19 protein-coding genes are annotated in these 17,799 nt (G+C 65.3%); 11 read left to right on the top strand and 8 right to left on the bottom strand.

Features of this window, described 5'->3' with window-relative positions; all coding sequences use genetic code 11:
• Positions 1-22 precede the first annotated feature (22 nt).
• Positions 23-1,432 carry a cytochrome ubiquinol oxidase subunit I gene (locus OZ10_RS04400; protein ID WP_039405842.1) on the top strand — a complete coding sequence of 470 codons (1,410 nt, stop codon included), beginning with the start codon at positions 23-25 and terminating at the stop codon, positions 1,430-1,432.
• Complete coding sequence (gene cydB, locus OZ10_RS04395; RefSeq protein WP_039564016.1) at positions 1,423-2,445, top strand: cytochrome d ubiquinol oxidase subunit II; 1,023 nt, start codon at positions 1,423-1,425, stop codon at positions 2,443-2,445. The genes OZ10_RS04400 and cydB overlap by 10 nt, the downstream gene beginning before the upstream one ends.
• 152 nt (positions 2,446-2,597) lie before the next feature.
• On the opposite strand, the gene OZ10_RS04390 is transcribed toward cydB, so the two are convergent.
• Together OZ10_RS04390 and OZ10_RS04385 are read right to left on the bottom strand one after the other, a co-directional pair.
• Entirely contained in the window at positions 2,598-2,783 is a 186-nt protein-coding gene (locus tag OZ10_RS04390) for a hypothetical protein (RefSeq protein ID WP_039405975.1), read from the bottom strand.
• A 149-nt stretch (positions 2,784-2,932) separates the two neighbouring features.
• Positions 2,933-3,574, bottom strand: coding sequence for a DUF6766 family protein (locus tag OZ10_RS04385; RefSeq protein ID WP_039405847.1), 642 nt, complete (start codon positions 3,572-3,574; stop codon positions 2,933-2,935).
• Positions 3,575-3,806: 232 nt separating this feature from the next.
• On the opposite strand from OZ10_RS04385, the gene OZ10_RS04380 reads away from it, so the two are divergent.
• The 6 genes from OZ10_RS04380 to OZ10_RS04355 all read left to right on the top strand — a co-directional run bounded on the left by OZ10_RS04380 (position 3,807) and on the right by OZ10_RS04355 (position 11,764).
• Positions 3,807-4,673: an SDR family oxidoreductase gene (locus OZ10_RS04380; protein WP_039564015.1), complete on the top strand. Its 867-nt coding sequence runs from the start codon at positions 3,807-3,809 to the stop codon at positions 4,671-4,673.
• 491 nt (positions 4,674-5,164) lie between these two features.
• Positions 5,165-6,346 (top strand): UDP-glucose 4-epimerase GalE, encoded by a 1,182-nt coding sequence (galE, locus tag OZ10_RS04375; protein WP_039405851.1) that lies wholly within the window; start codon positions 5,165-5,167, stop codon positions 6,344-6,346.
• A 34-nt stretch (positions 6,347-6,380) separates the two neighbouring features.
• Positions 6,381-7,565 (top strand): glycosyltransferase family 1 protein, encoded by a 1,185-nt coding sequence (locus OZ10_RS04370; RefSeq protein ID WP_039405854.1) that lies wholly within the window; start codon positions 6,381-6,383, stop codon positions 7,563-7,565.
• Positions 7,565-8,749: a UDP-galactopyranose mutase gene (gene glf / locus OZ10_RS04365; RefSeq protein ID WP_052209964.1), complete on the top strand. Its 1,185-nt coding sequence runs from the start codon at positions 7,565-7,567 to the stop codon at positions 8,747-8,749. The genes OZ10_RS04370 and glf overlap by 1 nt, the downstream gene beginning before the upstream one ends.
• Positions 8,750-8,837: 88 nt before the next feature.
• Positions 8,838-9,989 (top strand): beta-glucosidase, encoded by a 1,152-nt coding sequence (locus OZ10_RS04360; protein WP_039564014.1) that lies wholly within the window; start codon positions 8,838-8,840, stop codon positions 9,987-9,989.
• Positions 9,986-11,764, top strand: coding sequence for an ABC transporter ATP-binding protein (locus tag OZ10_RS04355; RefSeq protein WP_039564013.1), 1,779 nt, complete (start codon positions 9,986-9,988; stop codon positions 11,762-11,764). The genes OZ10_RS04360 and OZ10_RS04355 overlap by 4 nt, the downstream gene beginning before the upstream one ends.
• A 102-nt stretch (positions 11,765-11,866) precedes the next feature.
• On the opposite strand, the gene OZ10_RS04350 is transcribed toward OZ10_RS04355, so the two are convergent.
• Together OZ10_RS04350 and OZ10_RS04345 are read right to left on the bottom strand one after the other, a co-directional pair.
• Positions 11,867-12,049, bottom strand: a complete 183-nt coding sequence (locus OZ10_RS04350; protein WP_039405862.1) for a DUF3606 domain-containing protein — start codon at positions 12,047-12,049, stop codon at positions 11,867-11,869.
• Positions 12,050-12,091: 42 nt separating this feature from the next.
• The gene (locus tag OZ10_RS04345; RefSeq protein WP_039564012.1) at positions 12,092-12,709 is read right to left on the bottom strand and encodes a DUF4142 domain-containing protein; all 618 of its coding nucleotides are present in this window, start codon (positions 12,707-12,709) and stop codon (positions 12,092-12,094) included.
• 254 nt (positions 12,710-12,963) lie between these two features.
• Between OZ10_RS04345 and OZ10_RS04340 the strand changes: the two genes are divergently transcribed.
• Complete coding sequence (locus OZ10_RS04340) at positions 12,964-14,127, top strand: zinc-dependent alcohol dehydrogenase (RefSeq protein WP_039564011.1); 1,164 nt, start codon at positions 12,964-12,966, stop codon at positions 14,125-14,127.
• Between the two features lie 185 nt (positions 14,128-14,312).
• Here OZ10_RS04340 and OZ10_RS22685 read toward each other — a convergent pair whose 3' ends face one another.
• The gene (locus OZ10_RS22685; RefSeq protein ID WP_068873829.1) at positions 14,313-14,480 is read right to left on the bottom strand and encodes a hypothetical protein; all 168 of its coding nucleotides are present in this window, start codon (positions 14,478-14,480) and stop codon (positions 14,313-14,315) included.
• A 344-nt stretch (positions 14,481-14,824) separates the two neighbouring features.
• On the opposite strand from OZ10_RS22685, the gene OZ10_RS04335 reads away from it, so the two are divergent.
• Positions 14,825-15,181, top strand: a complete 357-nt coding sequence (locus OZ10_RS04335) for a YkgJ family cysteine cluster protein (protein WP_139051273.1) — start codon at positions 14,825-14,827, stop codon at positions 15,179-15,181.
• 9 nt (positions 15,182-15,190) lie between these two features.
• A complete protein-coding gene (locus OZ10_RS04330) occupies positions 15,191-15,406 on the top strand; it encodes a hypothetical protein (RefSeq protein ID WP_039405872.1) in 216 nt (71 codons plus the stop codon).
• Between the two features lie 394 nt (positions 15,407-15,800).
• On the opposite strand, the gene OZ10_RS04325 is transcribed toward OZ10_RS04330, so the two are convergent.
• The 3 genes from OZ10_RS04325 to OZ10_RS04315 all read right to left on the bottom strand — a co-directional run bounded on the left by OZ10_RS04325 (position 15,801) and on the right by OZ10_RS04315 (position 17,716).
• Positions 15,801-16,154: a hypothetical protein gene (locus OZ10_RS04325; protein WP_139051272.1), complete on the bottom strand. Its 354-nt coding sequence runs from the start codon at positions 16,152-16,154 to the stop codon at positions 15,801-15,803.
• A 252-nt stretch (positions 16,155-16,406) separates the two neighbouring features.
• Positions 16,407-16,619, bottom strand: coding sequence for a hypothetical protein (locus OZ10_RS04320; RefSeq protein WP_039405875.1), 213 nt, complete (start codon positions 16,617-16,619; stop codon positions 16,407-16,409).
• A 164-nt stretch (positions 16,620-16,783) separates the two neighbouring features.
• Positions 16,784-17,716, bottom strand: coding sequence for a LysR family transcriptional regulator (locus OZ10_RS04315; RefSeq protein WP_039405879.1), 933 nt, complete (start codon positions 17,714-17,716; stop codon positions 16,784-16,786).
• Between the last annotated feature and the right edge of the window lie 83 nt (positions 17,717-17,799).

The raw sequence follows: 17,799 nt of genomic DNA, 5'->3' as shown, positions 1-17,799 counted from the left end.
ACCCGGCACTAGGGAGACCCCTGTGGAAGCGCTGCTGCTATCCCGTATCCAGTTTGCCTTTGTCATCTCGTTTCACGTGCTGTTCCCCGCGTTCACCATCGGGCTGGCCAATCTGCTCGGGTTTCTGGAGTGGCGCTGGCTGCGCACGCACGATGCGCTCTGGAAGCGGCTGTATTTCTTCTGGCTGCGCATCTTTGCGGTGTCCTTCGGCATGGGTGTGGTCAGCGGCATCGTGATGGCATTCCAGTTCGGGGCGAACTGGCCCGAACTCAGCCGCATCGCCGGCAGTGTGATCGGGCCGCTGCTGAGCTACGAGGTGCTGACCGCGTTCTTCCTGGAAGCCAGCTTCCTGGGCGTGATGCTGTTCGGCTGGGGACGCGTCTCGGAGAAGCTGCACTTCTTTGCCACCTGCATGGTGGCGATCGGCACGCTGGTGTCCACGTTCTGGATCCTGGCGTCCAACAGCTGGCTGCATACACCGCAGGGCTACGCGATGGTCAACGGCATCGTGCAGCCGGTGCGCTGGATGCAGATCATCTTCAACCCCTCGTTTCCGTATCGTCTGGTGCACATGGCGCTGGGCGCGTTCATCACCACCTGCTTCGTGGTGGGCGGCGTGGGGGCGTATTACCTGCGTCGGGGCCTGCATGCAGACGCCGCGGCGCGCATGTTGCGGCTGGCGGTGGCGTTTGCGGCGATCGTGTTGCCGATCCAGGTGCTGGTCGGCGACCAGCATGGCTTGAACACGCTCGAACATCAGCCCTTGAAGGTGGCGGCGATGGAAGCGCACTGGCATCGGCAGGCCGATGGCGCCGGCGTCCCGCTGGTGGTGTTTGCCGTGCCCGATGCCGAGGCCGAGCGCAACGACTACGAGGTGGCGATTCCGCGGCTGGGCAGCGTGATCCTGACCCACACGACCGATGGCGACATCACGCCGTTGACCTCGGTGCCGCGCGATCAGCGACCGCCGGTGGCGCCGGTGTTCTTCGCCTTCCGCATCATGGTGGGGTTGGGGATGGCGATGTTGTTGCTGGCCTGGGTGTCTGCGCTTGCCTGGTGGCGCGGGCGCTTGCATGCCAGGGCCCTGGTGCTGGCCTGGAATGTCATGCTGCCGGCCGGTTTCATCGCGCTGGTGGCCGGTTGGTTCGTCACCGAGATCGGGCGGCAACCGTGGGTGATCTATGGGCTGCTACGCACCGCCGACGCGGTGGGTGCGCAGTCCACCGCCACCGTGGCGGTGTCGTTGCTGGTGTATGTGCTGGGCTACGCCTTCGTGTTCGGGTTCGGCATCTTCTATCTGGTGAAGCTGGTGCGTGCGGGCCCGCAAGCCAGCCGCGACGGCCCGGATGTGGCCGGCGGCGAGCACACGCCGGCGCGCCCGCTGTCGGCAGCAGATACCGCATTGGAACAGGAGAACACTCCATGGAACTGAGCTACTGGTTGCCGGTGGTGTGGTTCGGCGTGATCGGCTTTGGCGTACTGATGTACGTGGTGCTGGATGGCTTCGTCCTGGGGTTGGGCATGCTGGCACCGTTCGCTCGCGACGAGCAGGAGGTGGATCTGATGATGAACACCGCCGCGCCGATCTGGGATGGCAACGAAACCTGGCTGGTGCTTGGCGGGGCCGGATTGTTCGCCGCCTTTCCGGCGGCGTACGCGGTGATCCTGTCCGCGCTGTACCTGCCGGTGCTGCTGATGGTGATGGCGCTGGTGTTTCGCGGCGTGGCGTTCGAGTTCCGCTTCAAGGCGCAGCGCTCGCGCCGGCTGTGGACGCTGTCATTCATCGGCGGCTCGATCCTCACCGCCTTCGCACAGGGCATCATCCTGGGCGCGCTTGTGGAAGGCATGCCGCTGGACAACGGCCGCTACACGGCCGGGGTATTCGGCTGGTTCAGCCCGTTCACCATACTCACCGGTGCGGCGCTGGTGTTCGGCTACGCCCTGCTCGGCAGCACCTGGCTGATTCTCAAGACCGACGGCCGCACCCACACCCTGGCACGGCAACTCACCAAGCCGCTGGTCGGCGTGGTGGTGACATTTGTGGTGCTGGTCAGCGCCTGGCTGCCGTTCCTGAGCTCGCACGTGATGGCGCGCTGGTTCGCGCATGGCAACTTCTGGTGGCTGTCGCCGATTCCGGTGGTCACCGCAGCGGTGGCGCTGGCGTTGTGGCGCAGCAGCGACCGCTCACGCCATGATGCGGTGCCCTTCCTGCTCACGCTGGCCATCTTCGTCCTGGGCTTCATCGGGCTGGTGCTGGGCATGTGGCCATATCTGGTACCACCGACCTACACCATCTGGCAGGCGGCCGCGCCCACCTCGTCACAGATGTTTCCGATGGTCGGGCTGGTCGTGCTGCTGCCGCTGGTGCTGGGCTATACGGTGTGGTCGTACCGCGTGTTCCGCGGCAAGATCGCGGCCGATGTGGGGTATCACCACCATTACTAAACGTGGCCGCTAAGTGCGGCCGCTCAACGTCGTCGCTGGGTGTGGCCGCAGTGCATCGATCCCGGGGACTGCAGGCATGGCGCTGGGCAATGCGCCCAAAACGTACAGTGCCCGCATCTGCGGGCACTGTGCATGCTGCGCGCTGGGTGGTGTCAGCGCTTTTCCGAGCCGTCCGGACGTTCGTAATCGTGCTCGGGGTCGGCCTTGTTCACATCCGGGTCCTCGTCGGGCATGTCGTGCACCTTCCACTCCACGTTCTCGTTGCGCTTTTCCTGCGGTGTAAACGGCTTGCTCTGATCATCGTCAGGGCCCCACGGCTTTTTCGGTTCGCTACCCATGTTCATCTCCTGCGCGTTCGTCGTGGCCCCAACCTAGGCAGGCGCGCATTGCAACGCGGTGAACGCCGCCGGGTGACGGCGTGAAGTGGTGCGCATCGACACCAACGGCCGCGCCCGCCTGGCGGCGCTCCGCGAGGGCGTCGTTGCGGTTACCCGCCGGTCTGGGAATGCGGTGCCCGCACCGGTTTGGATTGGGGCGACTCCTTCTGCCGCAGCCAGATGGTCAACACCACCAGCGAGAACACCGCCAGGAATTCGCTTTGCCAGTTCTGCATCGACTCGAACCAGAAGCCGGCGTCGGTGAAATGCGCGAACACGCTGATCGGCGGCAAGCCTTTCTGCGCACGCTCCAGCAGCTCCAGCCGCCAGCTGCCAATCAGATGCAACACAAAACTCATCAGAAACAGCGCGCCGAACGCGATCGCCAGCGAATGCTCGTACAACCTTAGCCATACGCCGCCTGCGCGTACCGGCCATGGCGCGGTGCCGGGTTTGATCTCGGTACGCTCCTCGTCGGGATCGAGCGGACGCGATTCGGCCGACCCCACCTGACGCAGCTTGACGGTCAGCAGCACGTACATGCCCATCTGCAGGAATTCGCTCTCCCAGTTCTCGAACAGCGCGGACATGAAGTGCGGGCTGTGCAGATAGGCCGCCAGCTGCAAGGTGGGCAGCCCCTGTTCGCGTAGTTCCGAGTTATAGGCATGCAGACCCGCGTAGATCTGGCATCCGATAAAGAACAGCGTCAACGCAAGCAGACACAACGACAGCCCGTTACGGCGAAAGAACATGGTTGACCTCCTGCAGATGCGCGCAGTATCGAGTGCTCCCGGCAAAAGCGCATGAAGGTTTTGTCAAGCACCACCAGTGCGTTGCGCAGTGGGGACCGATGGCGTGAATACAGCGGCGCGTGTGTGGCTGCCAGCACACGCGCCGCTGACATCGCCTCACCCGGATGTTTACGTCTGTGTGTCCACACTGGCCGTCAACCCGAGCTTCCACCGCAACCGTCAGGAGACGACCATGCCCGTACCCAACTATCCGCGCCCGCCCTTCAAGCCGCAGCCGCAGAGCTTCCCCGGCCGCACCGAACAGATGGACCCGCGTCCGGACCATGGCGAAGACAGTTATGTCGGTCACGGGCAACTCAAGGGCAAGCGTGCCCTGATCACCGGTGGCGACAGCGGCATCGGCGCGGCGGTGGCCATTGCCTACGCCCGCGAAGGTGCAGACGTGGCAATCGCGTTCCTGCCCGATGAGCAGGAAGATGCGGCCAAGATCGGCGCGCTGATCGAAAAGGCCGGCGTCAAGGCGCTGCTGGTCGGTTGCGACATCAGCGAACCGAGCCAGGCGGCAGCGTTGATCGACAAGGTCAACAGCACCTTCGGTGGGCTGGACATCCTGGTCAACAATGCCGGCTATCAGAAGTATTTCGAAACCTTCGAGGACATCACGCTGGACGAATGGCGCAAGACCTTCGACACCAACGTGCATGCCGTGTTCAACCTGGTGCGCCTGTCTGCGCCGTTGATGACCGATGGTGGCTCCATCATCAACACCGCGTCGGTGCAGTCCAAGAAACCCACGCCGAACATCCTGCCCTATGCCGCCACCAAGGGGGCGCTGGCCAATCTCACCATCGGCCTGGCCGGCGTGCTGGCGGAGAAGAACATCCGCGTCAACGCGGTACTGCCGGGGCCGATCTGGACCCCATTCATTCCCTCCGGCATGGACGATGAGTCGGTGGAGAATTTCGGCTCGCAAACGCCGATGGGCCGGCCCGGTCAGCCGGTGGAACTGGCATCGGCCTACGTGATGCTGGCGTCCGACACGGCCAGCTACACCTCCGGTACCTTGCTGACCATCGCCGGCGGCGCCGTCACGCTCTGACGCTGCGCGTAGCAGAGCCCGCATTACCGATGAGGTGATGCGGGCTTTTTTGTGTCTGCAGAGATTCATTCCACCCGGTCGCGGTTGCTCGCAACGTCATGCCAAGCACACGGCGCGCTCGATCACGCCGGCCGTCTCGACCACACAACCGGTGTGCAGCGCCGGCCTGCGCGACCTGCACTGCATCGGTCGGTCGCGTAACACGGGCGATCGTCAACGCACCGTGCAGATGAGGTTCCGGTCGACGTCGCACTCGCGTGGCACACACCCATCGCTGCGACGGTTCTCACGCGCCGCGGCCTACCGTGGGTGGCGTTGGACAGTGATGCACACACCCCTTCCTCTTGCCCAGACCTGCCCGCCGATGTGCGTGGCACAGGTGCTCTGCACGGCTGGCGCGACATCACGCAACACGCATCGAGACATGCGAGGTGGTGCATCCGCGCCATAGGCAGGCCAGCGCATCCGCGCTCCCCACAAGGCAGACAACTATGAGAATTCTGGTCACCGGCGGCACCGGCTATATCGGCTCGCATACCTGCGTCGAACTGGCACGGCGCGGTCACGAGGTGTGCATCGTCGACAACCTCAGCAACTCATCCGAGCGCGTGCTCGACCATCTGCAGTACCTGATGGGCTATCGGCCGGAATTCCACTGCATGGATGTGCGCGCGCCGGAGCTGGCCGAGCTGATGCGCAGCAAACGCATCGAGGCGGTGCTGCATTTTGCCGCGCTCAAGGCGGTGGGCGAATCGGTCCGCGAACCCTTGCTGTACTTCAACAACAACGTGACCGGCACGCTGGCGCTGCTGCGCGCGATGCGCACCGCCAAGGTGGCCAACCTGGTGTTCAGTTCGTCGGCGACGGTGTACGGCGACGCCAATACCAGCCCGATCGAGGAAAGCGCACCGCTGAAGGCGATCAACCCGTATGGCCGCACCAAGCTGATGATGGAAGAGATGATCGGCGACCTGAGTGCGGCCTGGCCGGAATTCAACGCCGCGCTGCTGCGCTACTTCAACCCGGTCGGCGCGCATCCCAGCGGCTACCTCGGCGAGGATCCGCGCGGGGTGCCGAACAACCTGATGCCCTACATTGCGCAGGTAGCGGTCGGTCGTCGCGACGCCTTGCAGGTCTTCGGCGACGACTACCCCACCAACGACGGCACCGGTGTACGCGACTACCTGCACGTGATGGACCTGGCCCGCGCACACGTGGATGCCATCGACTACCTGCAGCGCGAGCGCACGGGCCTGGTGGTGAACCTGGGCACCGGGCGCGGCTATAGCGTGCGCGAGGTGGCGGCCGCGTTCGAGCGTGCCAGTGGCCGGCGCATTCCACTGTGCATCGTGCCGCGCCGCGAGGGGGATGTGGCGGTGTACTTCGCCAGTACCGCACTGGCCAACCGGCTGCTGGGCTGGACGGCCGAGTACGACCTGGACCGCATGTGCCGCGACACCTGGCGTTGGCAGTCGATGCATCCACAGGGCTACGCCAACTCGCGCCTTGCGCGGCAACGCACGCCATCTGCCATGCCGTCCGTATCGCCCGGGCGCGATGCCGCGCCTGAGCTGGCGGCCCCGGCATGCCGTACCTTGCCCGCGCCGGACACGCGCCGCCGCAGCGAGCCGACACGCGCGCTAGTCCTTGCCGACGGCCTGTCCCGCGCATGAGGCGCAGTCACTTCTTTCCTAGCGAGGGCATTTCATGAGTTGGGCAGGTCAGTTTCAATACGCTATCGGCAAGACACGCCGTGCCGTCGCTTCCGACAGCGCACCGCAGTTCGATCCAGGCCGGCCGACGCTGTTATGTCTGTCGCACCTGCGCTGGAGTTTTGTCTACCAGCGCCCCCAGCATCTGATGTCGCGCTTTGCGCACGATGCCAACGTGCTGTTCTGGGAAGAACCCATCGCCTGCGACGAGCCCACCCCATGGCTGCAGGTGCGTGGCGAGGACGGCGGCGTGCACGTGCTGGTACCGCGCCTGCCGGCCGGCTGCGAGGGCGAGGCGGCGGTGCGTGTGCAACGCCAGTTGCTGGATGGCTACCTGGCCGAACTGGGCGTTGCCGATCTGTTGCTGTGGTACTACACGCCGATGAGCCTGGGCTTCAGCGCGCATCTGCAGCCGCGCATCACCGTGTACGACTGCATGGATGAGCTGTCGGCGTTCCGCGGTGCGCCACCGGAGCTGGTCGAACACGAACGCACGCTGTTGCAACGTGCCCACGTGGTGTTTACCGGCGGCTACAGCATCTGGGAGGCCAAGCGCGCACTGCATGGCAACGCGCATGCCTTTCCCAGCAGCGTGGACGTGGCGCATTTTGCCGCCGCACGCGCGCCGCAACCCGAGCCCGCCGATCAGGCCGGCATCGCGCATCCGCGGCTCGGGTTTTACGGGGTGATCGACGAGCGTTTCGATGTCGCGCTGCTGCGCAGCCTGGCTGCGCAGCGCCCGCACTGGCAGTTTGTGATGATCGGCCCGGTGGTCAAGATCGACCCCTCCGAGCTGCCGCGCGCGGACAACATCCATTACCTGGGCGGCAAGACCTATGACGAACTGCCTGCGTATCTGTCTGGCTGGGACGTGGCACTGATGCCATTTGCGATGAACGCGTCCACGCGCTTCATCAGCCCGACCAAGACGCCCGAATACCTGGCCGGCGGCTGCCCGGTGGTGTCCACGCCCATCCACGACGTGGTGCGCACCTATGGCGATACCGGCGTGGTGCGCATTGCCGACACGGCCGACGCCTTCGTTGCCGCCTGCGAGGCCGCATTGCAGGACAACGCCGACACCGAGCGCCTGTACGAGACCGCCGACCAGGTGCTGGGCGACATGTCCTGGGATCACACCTACGCATTGATGAAGGAGACACTCTCTTGGAACCAGTGATGCCTCACGGCAGCGCCACCCTCCACGGCACGCCACCGCGCACCCGGGCGCGGCGCGGCTTCGATTACCTGATCGTCGGTGCGGGCTTTGCCGGCAGCGTGCTCGCCGAACGCCTGGCCGCCGGGCTGGGCAAGCGCGTGCTGGTGGTCGACAAGCGCCCGCATATCGGCGGCAACGCCTACGATTTTCATGACGATGCCGGTGTGCTGATCCATCGCTATGGCCCGCACATCTTCCACACCAATGCACAGCGCATCGTCGATTACCTGTCCAACTTCACCCAGTGGCGCCCGTACGAACATCGCGTGCTCGCGCAGGTGGGCGAGCAACAGGTGCCGATTCCGATCAACATGACCACGCTCAATCGCCTGTACGGCCTGCAGCTGACCAGCGAGGACGAGGCGGCGGCGTTTCTGGCCAGCCGCGCCGAGCCGGTGGCGGACATCCGGACCAGCGAGGATGTGGTGATCAACCAGGTGGGGCGCGAGTTGTACGAGACGTTCTTCCGTGGCTATACGCGCAAGCAATGGGGTCTGGACCCATCGCAGCTGGACAAGTCGGTGACTGCGCGCGTGCCCACGCGCACCAATGACGACGACCGCTATTTCACCGACACCTTTCAGCAGATGCCGCTGCACGGCTATACGCGCATGTTCGAGCGCATGCTCGATCACCCCAACATCAAGGTGATGCTCAATACCGATTTCCGCGAGATCCGCGACGAGCTGGAGTACGACCAGCTGGTATACAGCGGTCCGGTGGACGAATACTTCGACTATCGCTACGGCAAACTGCCGTACCGCTCGCTGCGCTTTGAACACAGCACGGTGGAGCAGGAACGGTTCCAGGCGGTGGCGACAGTCAATTATCCGGCCGAGGATGTGGCCTACACCCGCATTACCGAATACAAGCATCTCACCGGCCAGCAGCATCCCAGCACCAGCCTTACCCACGAATACCCGTCGGCCGAGGGCGACCCGTATTATCCGATCCCGCGCGCCGAGAACGCCGAGCTGTACCGCCGCTACGAGCGGCTGGCAGCGGAAACGCCCGACGTCACCTTCCTGGGGCGCCTGGGCACCTACAAGTACTACAACATGGATCAGGTGGTGGGCCAGGCGCTGGCGGTGTACAAGCGCATCGAAGAACGCGAGCAGCACGCGCCGGCCGCGCTGGCGGTCTGATTGGCTCCCCTGCCCTGCAGCAGTCCCGCTGCAGGGCCGTTATCGACGCGATGCCGCCACCAGCGGTGCGCGTGCAGCAGGATGGTAGATGCACACCCCCACAGTGTTCGACAGTTTCTTCATGGCGGGCTTCGAGTGTTCGAGCCACCGCCGTCGCGACGGCCGCCGGCTGGATCTGCTGGCCGGCACGCGGCACGACCGCTGGGCGGCCAGCGACTATGCCGCCGTCGGCGCGCACGGTCTGCGCACCGCACGCGACGGCCTGCGCTGGCATCTGATCGAGCAGCGTCCCGGCCACTACGACTGGTCCAGCTTCCTGCCGATGCTGCATGCCGCGCAGGCCACCGGCACCCAGGTCATCTGGGACCTGTGCCATTACGGCTGGCCGGACGATGTGGACATCTGGACCCCGCAGTTCGTCGAGCGCTTTGCGCGGTTTGCCGCGGCAGCCGCGCAATGCATCAGGAACGAAACCGATGCGGTGCCGTTCTATGCGCCGCTCAACGAGATCTCGTTCTGGGCGTGGAATGGCGGCGATCACGCACGCATGCATCCGATGGCACGCGGGCGCGGGTTCGAGCTCAAGCACCAGCTGGTGCGCGCCACCATCGCGGCCATCGATGCGGTGCGCCAGGTCGAGCCGCGCGCACGCTTCGTGCAGGTGGATCCGGCCATCCACGTGGCCGCCCCCAACGACCGCCCCGGCCCGCGCCGCGAAGCCGAACGCCTGCGTCTGGCGCAATTCGAGGCCTGGGACATGGTCTGCGGCCGGCAATGGCCGGGGCTGGGCGGTGCACCGGAGTATCTGGACATCATCGGCGTCAATTACTACTCCGATAACCAGTGGTACCCCGGTGGCACGCCGATCCTGCGCAGTTCGCCGGATCACCGCGCGTTCTCGGTCATCCTGGGCGAATTCTGGCAGCGCTACCAACGCCCGATGATCGTGGCCGAAACCGGCGCCGAGGCCGACCAACGCGCCCCCTGGCTTGCGCATGTCTGCGACGAAGTGGCGCTGGCCCTGCAGCACGGCGCGGCCATGGAAGGGATCTGCCTGTATCCGGTGCTGGACTACCCGGGCTGGGACAACTACCGGCATTGCCCCACCGGCCTGCTCGGCTACGCCGATGAACACGGCCAGCGCCCCGTCGATGCCCGCCTGGCGGCGCAGCTCAGGCGCGAACACGACCGCTTCGGCCTGCGTGCACCGCAGTTCCCGCTCGCGGACATGGCCACGTGAGCACATCCACCCGGCCGGACCTGTTGCCGGATACGCCGGCGCGCTTCCTGTGGCACTACATCTGCCAACGTCCCTGGCACTTCGGCGGCCTGTTGGTGCTGATCATCGGTGCGGCCGGCTGCGCGGTGACGGTGCAATACGGCATGAAGATGCTGGTCGATGCAATGGCCACCGAGCAGCGCGAGCACGCCGACGTGTGGCTGCCGCTGGGCTTGTTCATCGGCCTGACTGCAGTGGAAAACCTGTTCTGGCGGCTGGGCGGCTGGCTGGGGTGCCGCACCGTGGTGGCCAGCGTGGTGGATATCCGGGTAGACCTGTTCCGCCACCTCACCGGCCACCCGATGCGCTATTTCACCGAGCACTTTGCCGGCGCGCTGGGCAACCGCATCTCCGCACTTGGCGGGGCGGCCGGGCAGATCTACGGCTGGCTGGCCTGGAAGATCCTGCCGCCCATCGTGGATTTCATCGGAGCCGTCGTGTTGCTGTTCACCGTGGACTGGCGCATGGCGGCTACCCTGATCGGCTTTGTTGCGCTGGTGGCGGCCATCATCACCAGCTTCGGCATCCGCGGGCGTGCCAAGCATCAGCGGTTTGCCGCGCAGGCCGCGCGGGTGGGCGGCGAGCTGGTGGATGCAGTGTCCAATGTCTGGACCATCAAGGCGTTTGCCGCACGCGACCGCGAAAGTGCGCGGTTGGCCGAACAGATCGGCCACGAAGCGGTCGCGCATCGGCGCAGCTGGATGTACGTGGAAAAAGCCCGCGTGATCCACGACATCTGCCTGTCGCTGATGGCCGGCGGCATGCTGCTGTGGGCGATCAGCATGTGGCGCGGCGGCGCGGTCAGTGCCGGCGACGTGGTGCTGGTCAGCGCATTGACCTTCCGCATCCTGCACGGCTCGCGCGACCTGGCGCTCACCCTGGTGGACACCACCCAGCAGCTGGGCGCGATCGCCGACACCTTGCAGATCATCCTGCAGCCGCATGCCATCGTCGATACGGATGCGCCGCTGGCACTGGCCGAAGGCGATGTGCGTTTCGAACAGGTGCGCTTTGCCTATCCCGAGCGCGAGGCAGTGCTGGATGGGCTGGACCTGCATATTCCCGCCGGCCAGAAGGTGGGCATCGTCGGTCCGTCCGGTGCCGGTAAATCCACCCTGATCGCGCTGATCCAGCGTCTGGACGATGTGGAATCCGGCCGCGTGCTGATTGACGGGCAGGATATCCGCGGCGTCAGCCAGGACAGCCTGCGCGAAAAGATCGCGGTGGTGCCGCAGGAAACGGCGCTGTTCAACCGCAGCATCGGCGACAACATCCGCTATGGCCGTCCCGACGCCAGCGACGCGGAGGTCCACCAGGCCGCGCGGCATGCGTTCTGCGATGGCTTCATCCGTCAGCTGCCGGAGGGCTACGACACCCAGGTCGGCGAGCGCGGGGTGATGCTCTCCGGCGGGCAGCGCCAGCGGCTGGGCATTGCGCGCGCATTTCTGAAGGATGCGCCTATCCTGATCCTCGACGAGGCCACCTCGGCGCTGGATACCGAGTCGGAAGCGGAAATCCAGGCGGCGCTGGATCACCTGATGCGCGACCGCACCGTGCTGGCAGTGGCGCACCGCCTGTCCACCGTGATCGGCTTCGACCGCATCGTGGTGCTGCAGGATGGCCGCGTGGTGGAAGACGGCGCACCGGCGGCGCTGCGTGGGCGTGGCGGTGTGTTCGATGGCCTCTGGCAGCGACAGGCTGCCGGCTTCGAACAACCCTTGTCCGCAGCAACCTAGTGTGCTGCGGCAACGATGCGGGCTGCTGCAGGGTGCTATCCCACTGAACATCGCACACACGACAGGCAGCCGAGGCTGCCTGTCGTGTGTGCATCGCTCCGCTCAGTGCGGTGGTCGGTAGTCGCGTAGCTGGGTGGTGACGTTGCCGATTTCCTGCACCGCTTTCTTGAGGTCGTCTTCGGACATCCCCAATTCGCGCGCCCAGTACTGCAACTCCCATTCCTCACTGATGCTGACCGTGTGCATGTCGGTGGGTTGCCGGTTTGCGTCCTGTGGTTCGCCCATGGCGATCTCCGCTCTCGATCCTGCAGAAGGTGCGGGCCCGCCTCAATGCGGCGGGGTCTGCTTGGTGCTCAGGGTCTTGGCATGTTCCAGATGCTCGGCGATGGTCTCGCGTGCACGCTGCAGTTCCTTGCCCAGGTCGCTGGAGCCAGGCTCGCTGCTCAGCTGTGCATCGAGTAGCGTCAACGCCTGCTCGTGACTGCTGATGGCGGTCTGCAGGTACTGCTTTTCGAACGCCTGGCCATGCAGCGATTCCAGCTGGTCGCGTGCTGCCTTGGAACGCACGGACGCTGCCTGCCCCAGGCTGCCGCTGCGATCGGGTGCGAACCGGCTGAGATCGGTCAGTGCGGCACTGTGCGCTTCGTCCATCTTGCGCGCAAAGTCCAGCACTTCGCCTTCCACGCCCTTGACTACGGCCAGCTGCGCCAGCGTGCGCTCCTGCTCGTTGAAGATCGCCAGTGCGCCCAGCGCCTGCTTGCGGTCTCGCGCATCGCCCACGCTGTCACGCAACGGGTCGCCATGCGGCGGCGTTGCGCCAATGGCGGCCTGCCCACTCTGTCGATCCTGCTGTGCGCCTTCATTCGCCTGGCCCTGGCGGCGTTGCCACGCCTTGTAGGCCACATAGCCCACAGCGCCGGCGGTCACCATCTTGAAAAGTCCCATGCATGTCTCCTTGAGTGGTCGCCGTCTGGCGATCGTTGATTGTCGGTTTGCCCACTGCAGGCGGGCTCGCGTGCAGTACGGCGTGGACATCCAGCGTGCGAGTGCGTGGGTTATCCAGCCGTGACTTGCACATCAACGGCGCGTGGCCGCGGGCATCGTGCACACCATGCCCACGCACCGTGCTAACGTCCTTAACGCACGTGCCCGAACACTGTTGTGCGTTGCCGCAACCTACGGCTCAACAGGAGATCGATATGCTTGCCCTCAACTATCACGGCTCACGCGATGTGCGGGTCGAAACCGTGCCGGACCCGGTGCTGGTGGAACGCGATGACCTGATCCTGCGCGTCACCGCCACTGCCATCTGCGGATCGGATCTGCATCTGTACCGCGGCAAGATTCCGGATCTGCGGCATGGCGACATCCTCGGGCACGAATTCATGGGCATCGTCGAAGACGTCGGCCCGGACGTGACCGCTGTCAAACGCGGCGACCGGGTGGTGATTCCGTTCGTGGTGGCCTGCGGGCAGTGCTTCCATTGCATGCTGCAGGAATTTTCTGCCTGCGAAACCACCAATACCGGCAAGGGCGCCGCGCTCAACCACAAGGACATGCGCCCGCCTGCGGCCTTGTTCGGTTTCAGCCACCTGTATGGCGGGCTCTCCGGCGGCCAGGCCGAATATGTGCGCGTCCCCAAGGCCAATGTCGGGCCGCTGGTGGTGCCCGATGCACTGCACGACGAGCAGGTGCTGTTCCTGTCCGACATCCTGCCCACCGGCTATCAGGCTGTGGTCGATGCCGGGGTCAAGCAAGGCTCCACGGTGGCGATCTTCGGCGCCGGCCCGGTCGGCCTGATGGCCGCGGCATGCTGCCGCATGCTCGGCGCCGAGCGCATCTTCATGGTCGACCGGCATGCCTATCGCCTGGATTTCGCGTCCAAGGCCTATGGCGTGATTCCGATCAATTTCGATGAGATCGACGACCCGGCCGATGTGATCGTGTCGCAGACCGACGGCCGCGGTGTGGATGCCAGTATCGAAGCGGTCGGCTTCGAGGCCGAGGGCAGTGCGCTGGAAACCACGCTCACCAACTTGAAGCTGGAGGGCAGCAGCGGCGTGGCGATCCGCCAGTGCATCGCCGCCACCCGGCGCTGCGGCGTGGTCAGCGTGCCGGGTGTGTACGCCGGTTTCATCCACGCCTTCATGTTCGGCGACGCATTCGACAAGGGACTGAGCTTCAAGATGGGCCAGACCCACGTGCAGAAGCACATGCCGCATCTGCTCGAACGCATCGGCAATGGCGATCTCAAGCCCAGCGCCATCATCAGCCACCGCATGCCGCTGGCTGATGCAGCGCGCGGCTATGAGGTGTTCGACAAGAAGCAGGACGATTGCCGCAAGGTGGTGTTGACGCCGTAAACCTCGGCCAGACGGACGAACAAAGGCGCGGTCACCGACCGCGCCTTTGTTGTTTTCGCTCCTCACCTGGTGCCGTGCGATGCGGCGTAAGACTCGCTACGCAAACATCGGCACACCTGCATGCCGGGCGATGCGCACACGCCGCCTCGCGCAAGAACGCGCAGGCGGCGTCTGTGCGCAGCGGCTCAGTCCAGCGGTTTTGCAGGCACGAACGGCGATACCGGATCACTGGCCGGGAAGGTTTCTTCCACCGCCTCGTCCTGCAGCGCGTCCTGCTTCTTCTTTTCGCTGTGGTCCTGATCGTGGCCTGTGGCCTGATCGTGTGCGGACGGAATCTGATTGGATGGGCTCATACCTGTCTCCTGTGACGTGCATCGGTACTGCCCACGCTACGGCGCCGCAGCGATGGCACAGGTGAAAACCGTCTTCGCATGGGCGCGACAAAGGCAACCGTTGGCAACGCCGCCGCAGTGTGCGTTTCGGCTTCCGCGTGACAGGACGGCATGACCAGCACGAACGGGCGGCAACGGTGCATCGCCAATATATTTGCCGAGATCGCGATGGACGCAGCAATCCCCAATGTGCGGCACGCTGGATGGGGCGATGTATCCCTGACGTTGCGTTCTTGCCCGGCGTCGCTGCCGCCTGACACGCGCGGCACAAGGCGCAGGTTCACATCCTGGCGCGCCCAAGGTGTATGGTGCCATTGCGCCTGACGCCCGGCGCCGCCCTCATTCTCTCTGGCCTCCCCATCAAGAATCTCTGCGAACGCTGCGACGCCGTCTGTTGCCGGCTCACCGTCATGGTCGATCCATCCGACCGCATCCCCAACCACCTGACCAGCGTGACACCGGAAGGTTGGCACGTGATGGCGCGCGATGAAGAAGGGTGGTGCGTGGCGATCGATGCGGCGCGGATGTGCTGCTCGATCTACGACACGCGACCGGCCATCTGCCGGCGTTTCGTCATGTCCGGCCCGTATTGCCGCGACGTGCGTGCCACCTACGACGATCAACGCCGGCGGGGCATCCCCTTGACGCTCTACAACGCATGAGGATTCGCGATGAATAACTCCCGCCGCCAGTCGATGACCGTCAGCAATCAACCCGGCAAGCCGCGCCTGTCCGAACAGCGCCTGGCCGCCGATCTGGAAGCCTTCCAGCAGTCCGGCGGTGCGATAGAACGCCTGGGCGATACCCCGCTGCGGCGCGAAAAGACGCGCGGTGCGTCGGCGGCGACACCGGCGACACCGGTCAAGTCGGGCGCTGACGCGGAATAAAGTTGCGTCGGGGCGTAGGCAGTGGGCATTTCGCTGCGCTGCACGGAATAGATCTGCGTTGGAGCACGGGCGGGGGGCAGCTCGCCACGCTGCATTTGTGGCTCCAACGCTAGGGTCTTTCTTCAACGCTAGGGCCTGTTTGAGGGCCCACTGACTCATCCTGCGAATAGGTACTGCGCCGTAGCCGGTGCACGTGTGCGTTGCAGGTGGAAGGCATGAACACAGGCATGTCGGTAAGGCCGCCATTGTTGCCCCCGAATGCCTCACCAGGCGCGCCAGCGCAATGTCGGGCGTCCGAAGCGCGGCATGACAGACATGCATCGCGCCCTCTAAGCACAGGCTGCGCGTGCCGATCCATCACATCACGCCATCACCCCTGGTCGATCAGCGGGCCTTACGCGAGCGCAGCGTCTGCACAGCCGCTGTTTACATCGCCGCCGCGCGACACAGCCGCCTGCTGCCGCCGCGTCGCCAGGTAATGCCGCCACCGCGCATTCAATGCATCACACAGCTGCTCGACTGCCAGCGACTCGTGTGCACTGGCCAGATTGAACTCACGGTGCCAGTGGATGCCCGTCTGCCCGCCCGGCCAGGGTGCCATCCGGTAGCCTTGCGGCAGCGCAAGCTCGGGGAGCGTGGCACCGCACAGCATTTGCCCGTCATGCGGCCCGCCAACCAGATGCACCCGCACGCCTTCTCCTGCTTCATTCACAACCAAGCTCCTCAACGAGGTGCCGGAGGTCCGCATCCGGCACGGGTGTTGGGGGCGCCATTGCGGGGGACTGCAATACCTCCGTGTGCAGCCTCACACTCAGCGCATCGCCCGATGGCGCCCCGATCGGCACCGCGTGATCGAACCAGACCACGTGACGCCATCGACGGCCTTACGATAAAAATGGGCGCAGCAGGCGTACGTGAACACGGCAGAAAAATTCAGTGATGGCGTGCCCGGATCGGTCGATCAAGTGGCACAACGCAGGCGACGCGCGGCGCCAGGCGATTACAGCAACTGCGCGTGATCGATCGCGCCCAGCCCTTGTGCCAGGGAGGCCATTTCGTTGGCCAGGTCGATCAGGTTGCCGCCGGCCTGCGCTGCGATGCCCATGATGCGTTGGTACGCATCCCAGAAGTCCGGGCCGCTGCCGTAGGCGGCATGGAACCCTTGCAGCTCCAAGACCAGCAGATCGGACACCTGCATGTCGGAGTGGTCCATTGCGTCACCTCGCTGGGGAATTCCCCGGCCCGCAGCTTATACCCGTTCATTTGACAGAACCGGGTCAGCCAGACGACCGGGCGGGCGGCGCTGAATCGGTCAGGCAGCGCGGCCGACGCCACCGTCGTGGCGGAACCTCCATACGCCACGCCATCGGCTGCGGCTCAGGCATGCATGCGTGCCGCCCGGGTGGCACCGCGCAGTCCCTGCTCCAGACATTCCAGCAAGCGGCTCACCTTGGGCAGCAACTGCCGTGCGCGCATCCACACCAGATGCAGCGGCAGGCCATCGGTATCGCACTGCGGCAGCACCGTGACCAGACTGCCGCGCTGCAGATGGTCATCGATCAGCCAGGTCGGCAATTGTGCGATGCCCAGGCCGGCGGCCACCGCATCCACCTGCGCCTCGGCATTGCCCAGTACCACGCGTCCGTGCATCGGCCGTTGCTCCACCGGCCCTTCGCCGTGGCGTAGCAGCCAGGGGCTGCTGCTGCCATCGGCCTTGGCGTAGATCACCGCCGCGTGGTTCACCACCTCGTCGATGCGCTGCGGCGTGCCGCGCTGCGCCAGATACTGCGGCGCCGCGCAGAACACGTAGGTTTCGTGGCCGAGATAGCGGTGGCCCAGGCTGCCGGGCCACTGCTCCGGCCCGCCGATCCGCACGGCCACGTCGATGCCCTCCTCGGCCATGTCGACGAAGCGGTCGGTAAACGACAGGCTCGGCTGCAGGCCGGGATGCTGCTGAAAGAACGGCAACAGCACCGGCAGCACCTTGCGCCGGCCAAAGCTCACCGGCACATCCAGCCGCAACCGGCCGGTGGGCGCCTGGCCTTCGGCGCGCAGCACGTGCTCGGCCTCCTCCAGTTCGTCGAGCACCTTGACGCACACCCGATAGAACGCCGCACCGGCATCGGTCAGCTCCAGCCGCCGGGTGGTCCGTGCGAACAGGCGCACACCCAGGCGCGCCTCCAGCCGGGCAATCGCCTTGCCGACCGCTGAGCTGGTCAGGCTGAGGCGCTCGGCAGCGGCGGTGAAGCTGCCGGCGTCGGCAGCGCCGACGAAGACATCGATGCCCTTGACGCGTTCGGAAGGATGCATGGTGACCTATTAAAGAAATTGAATCCGTAATGTACGGAAGATACTCCCGATATACGACTTCAGTTCTTTCTTATCATGGCCAC

Origin of the sequence: Xanthomonas cannabis pv. cannabis, assembly GCF_000802365.1 — a bacterium.
In the GTDB taxonomy this organism is placed as follows: Bacteria; Pseudomonadota; Gammaproteobacteria; order Xanthomonadales; family Xanthomonadaceae; genus Xanthomonas; species Xanthomonas cannabis.
This window is presented reverse-complemented; position numbering and strand designations above follow the sequence as displayed.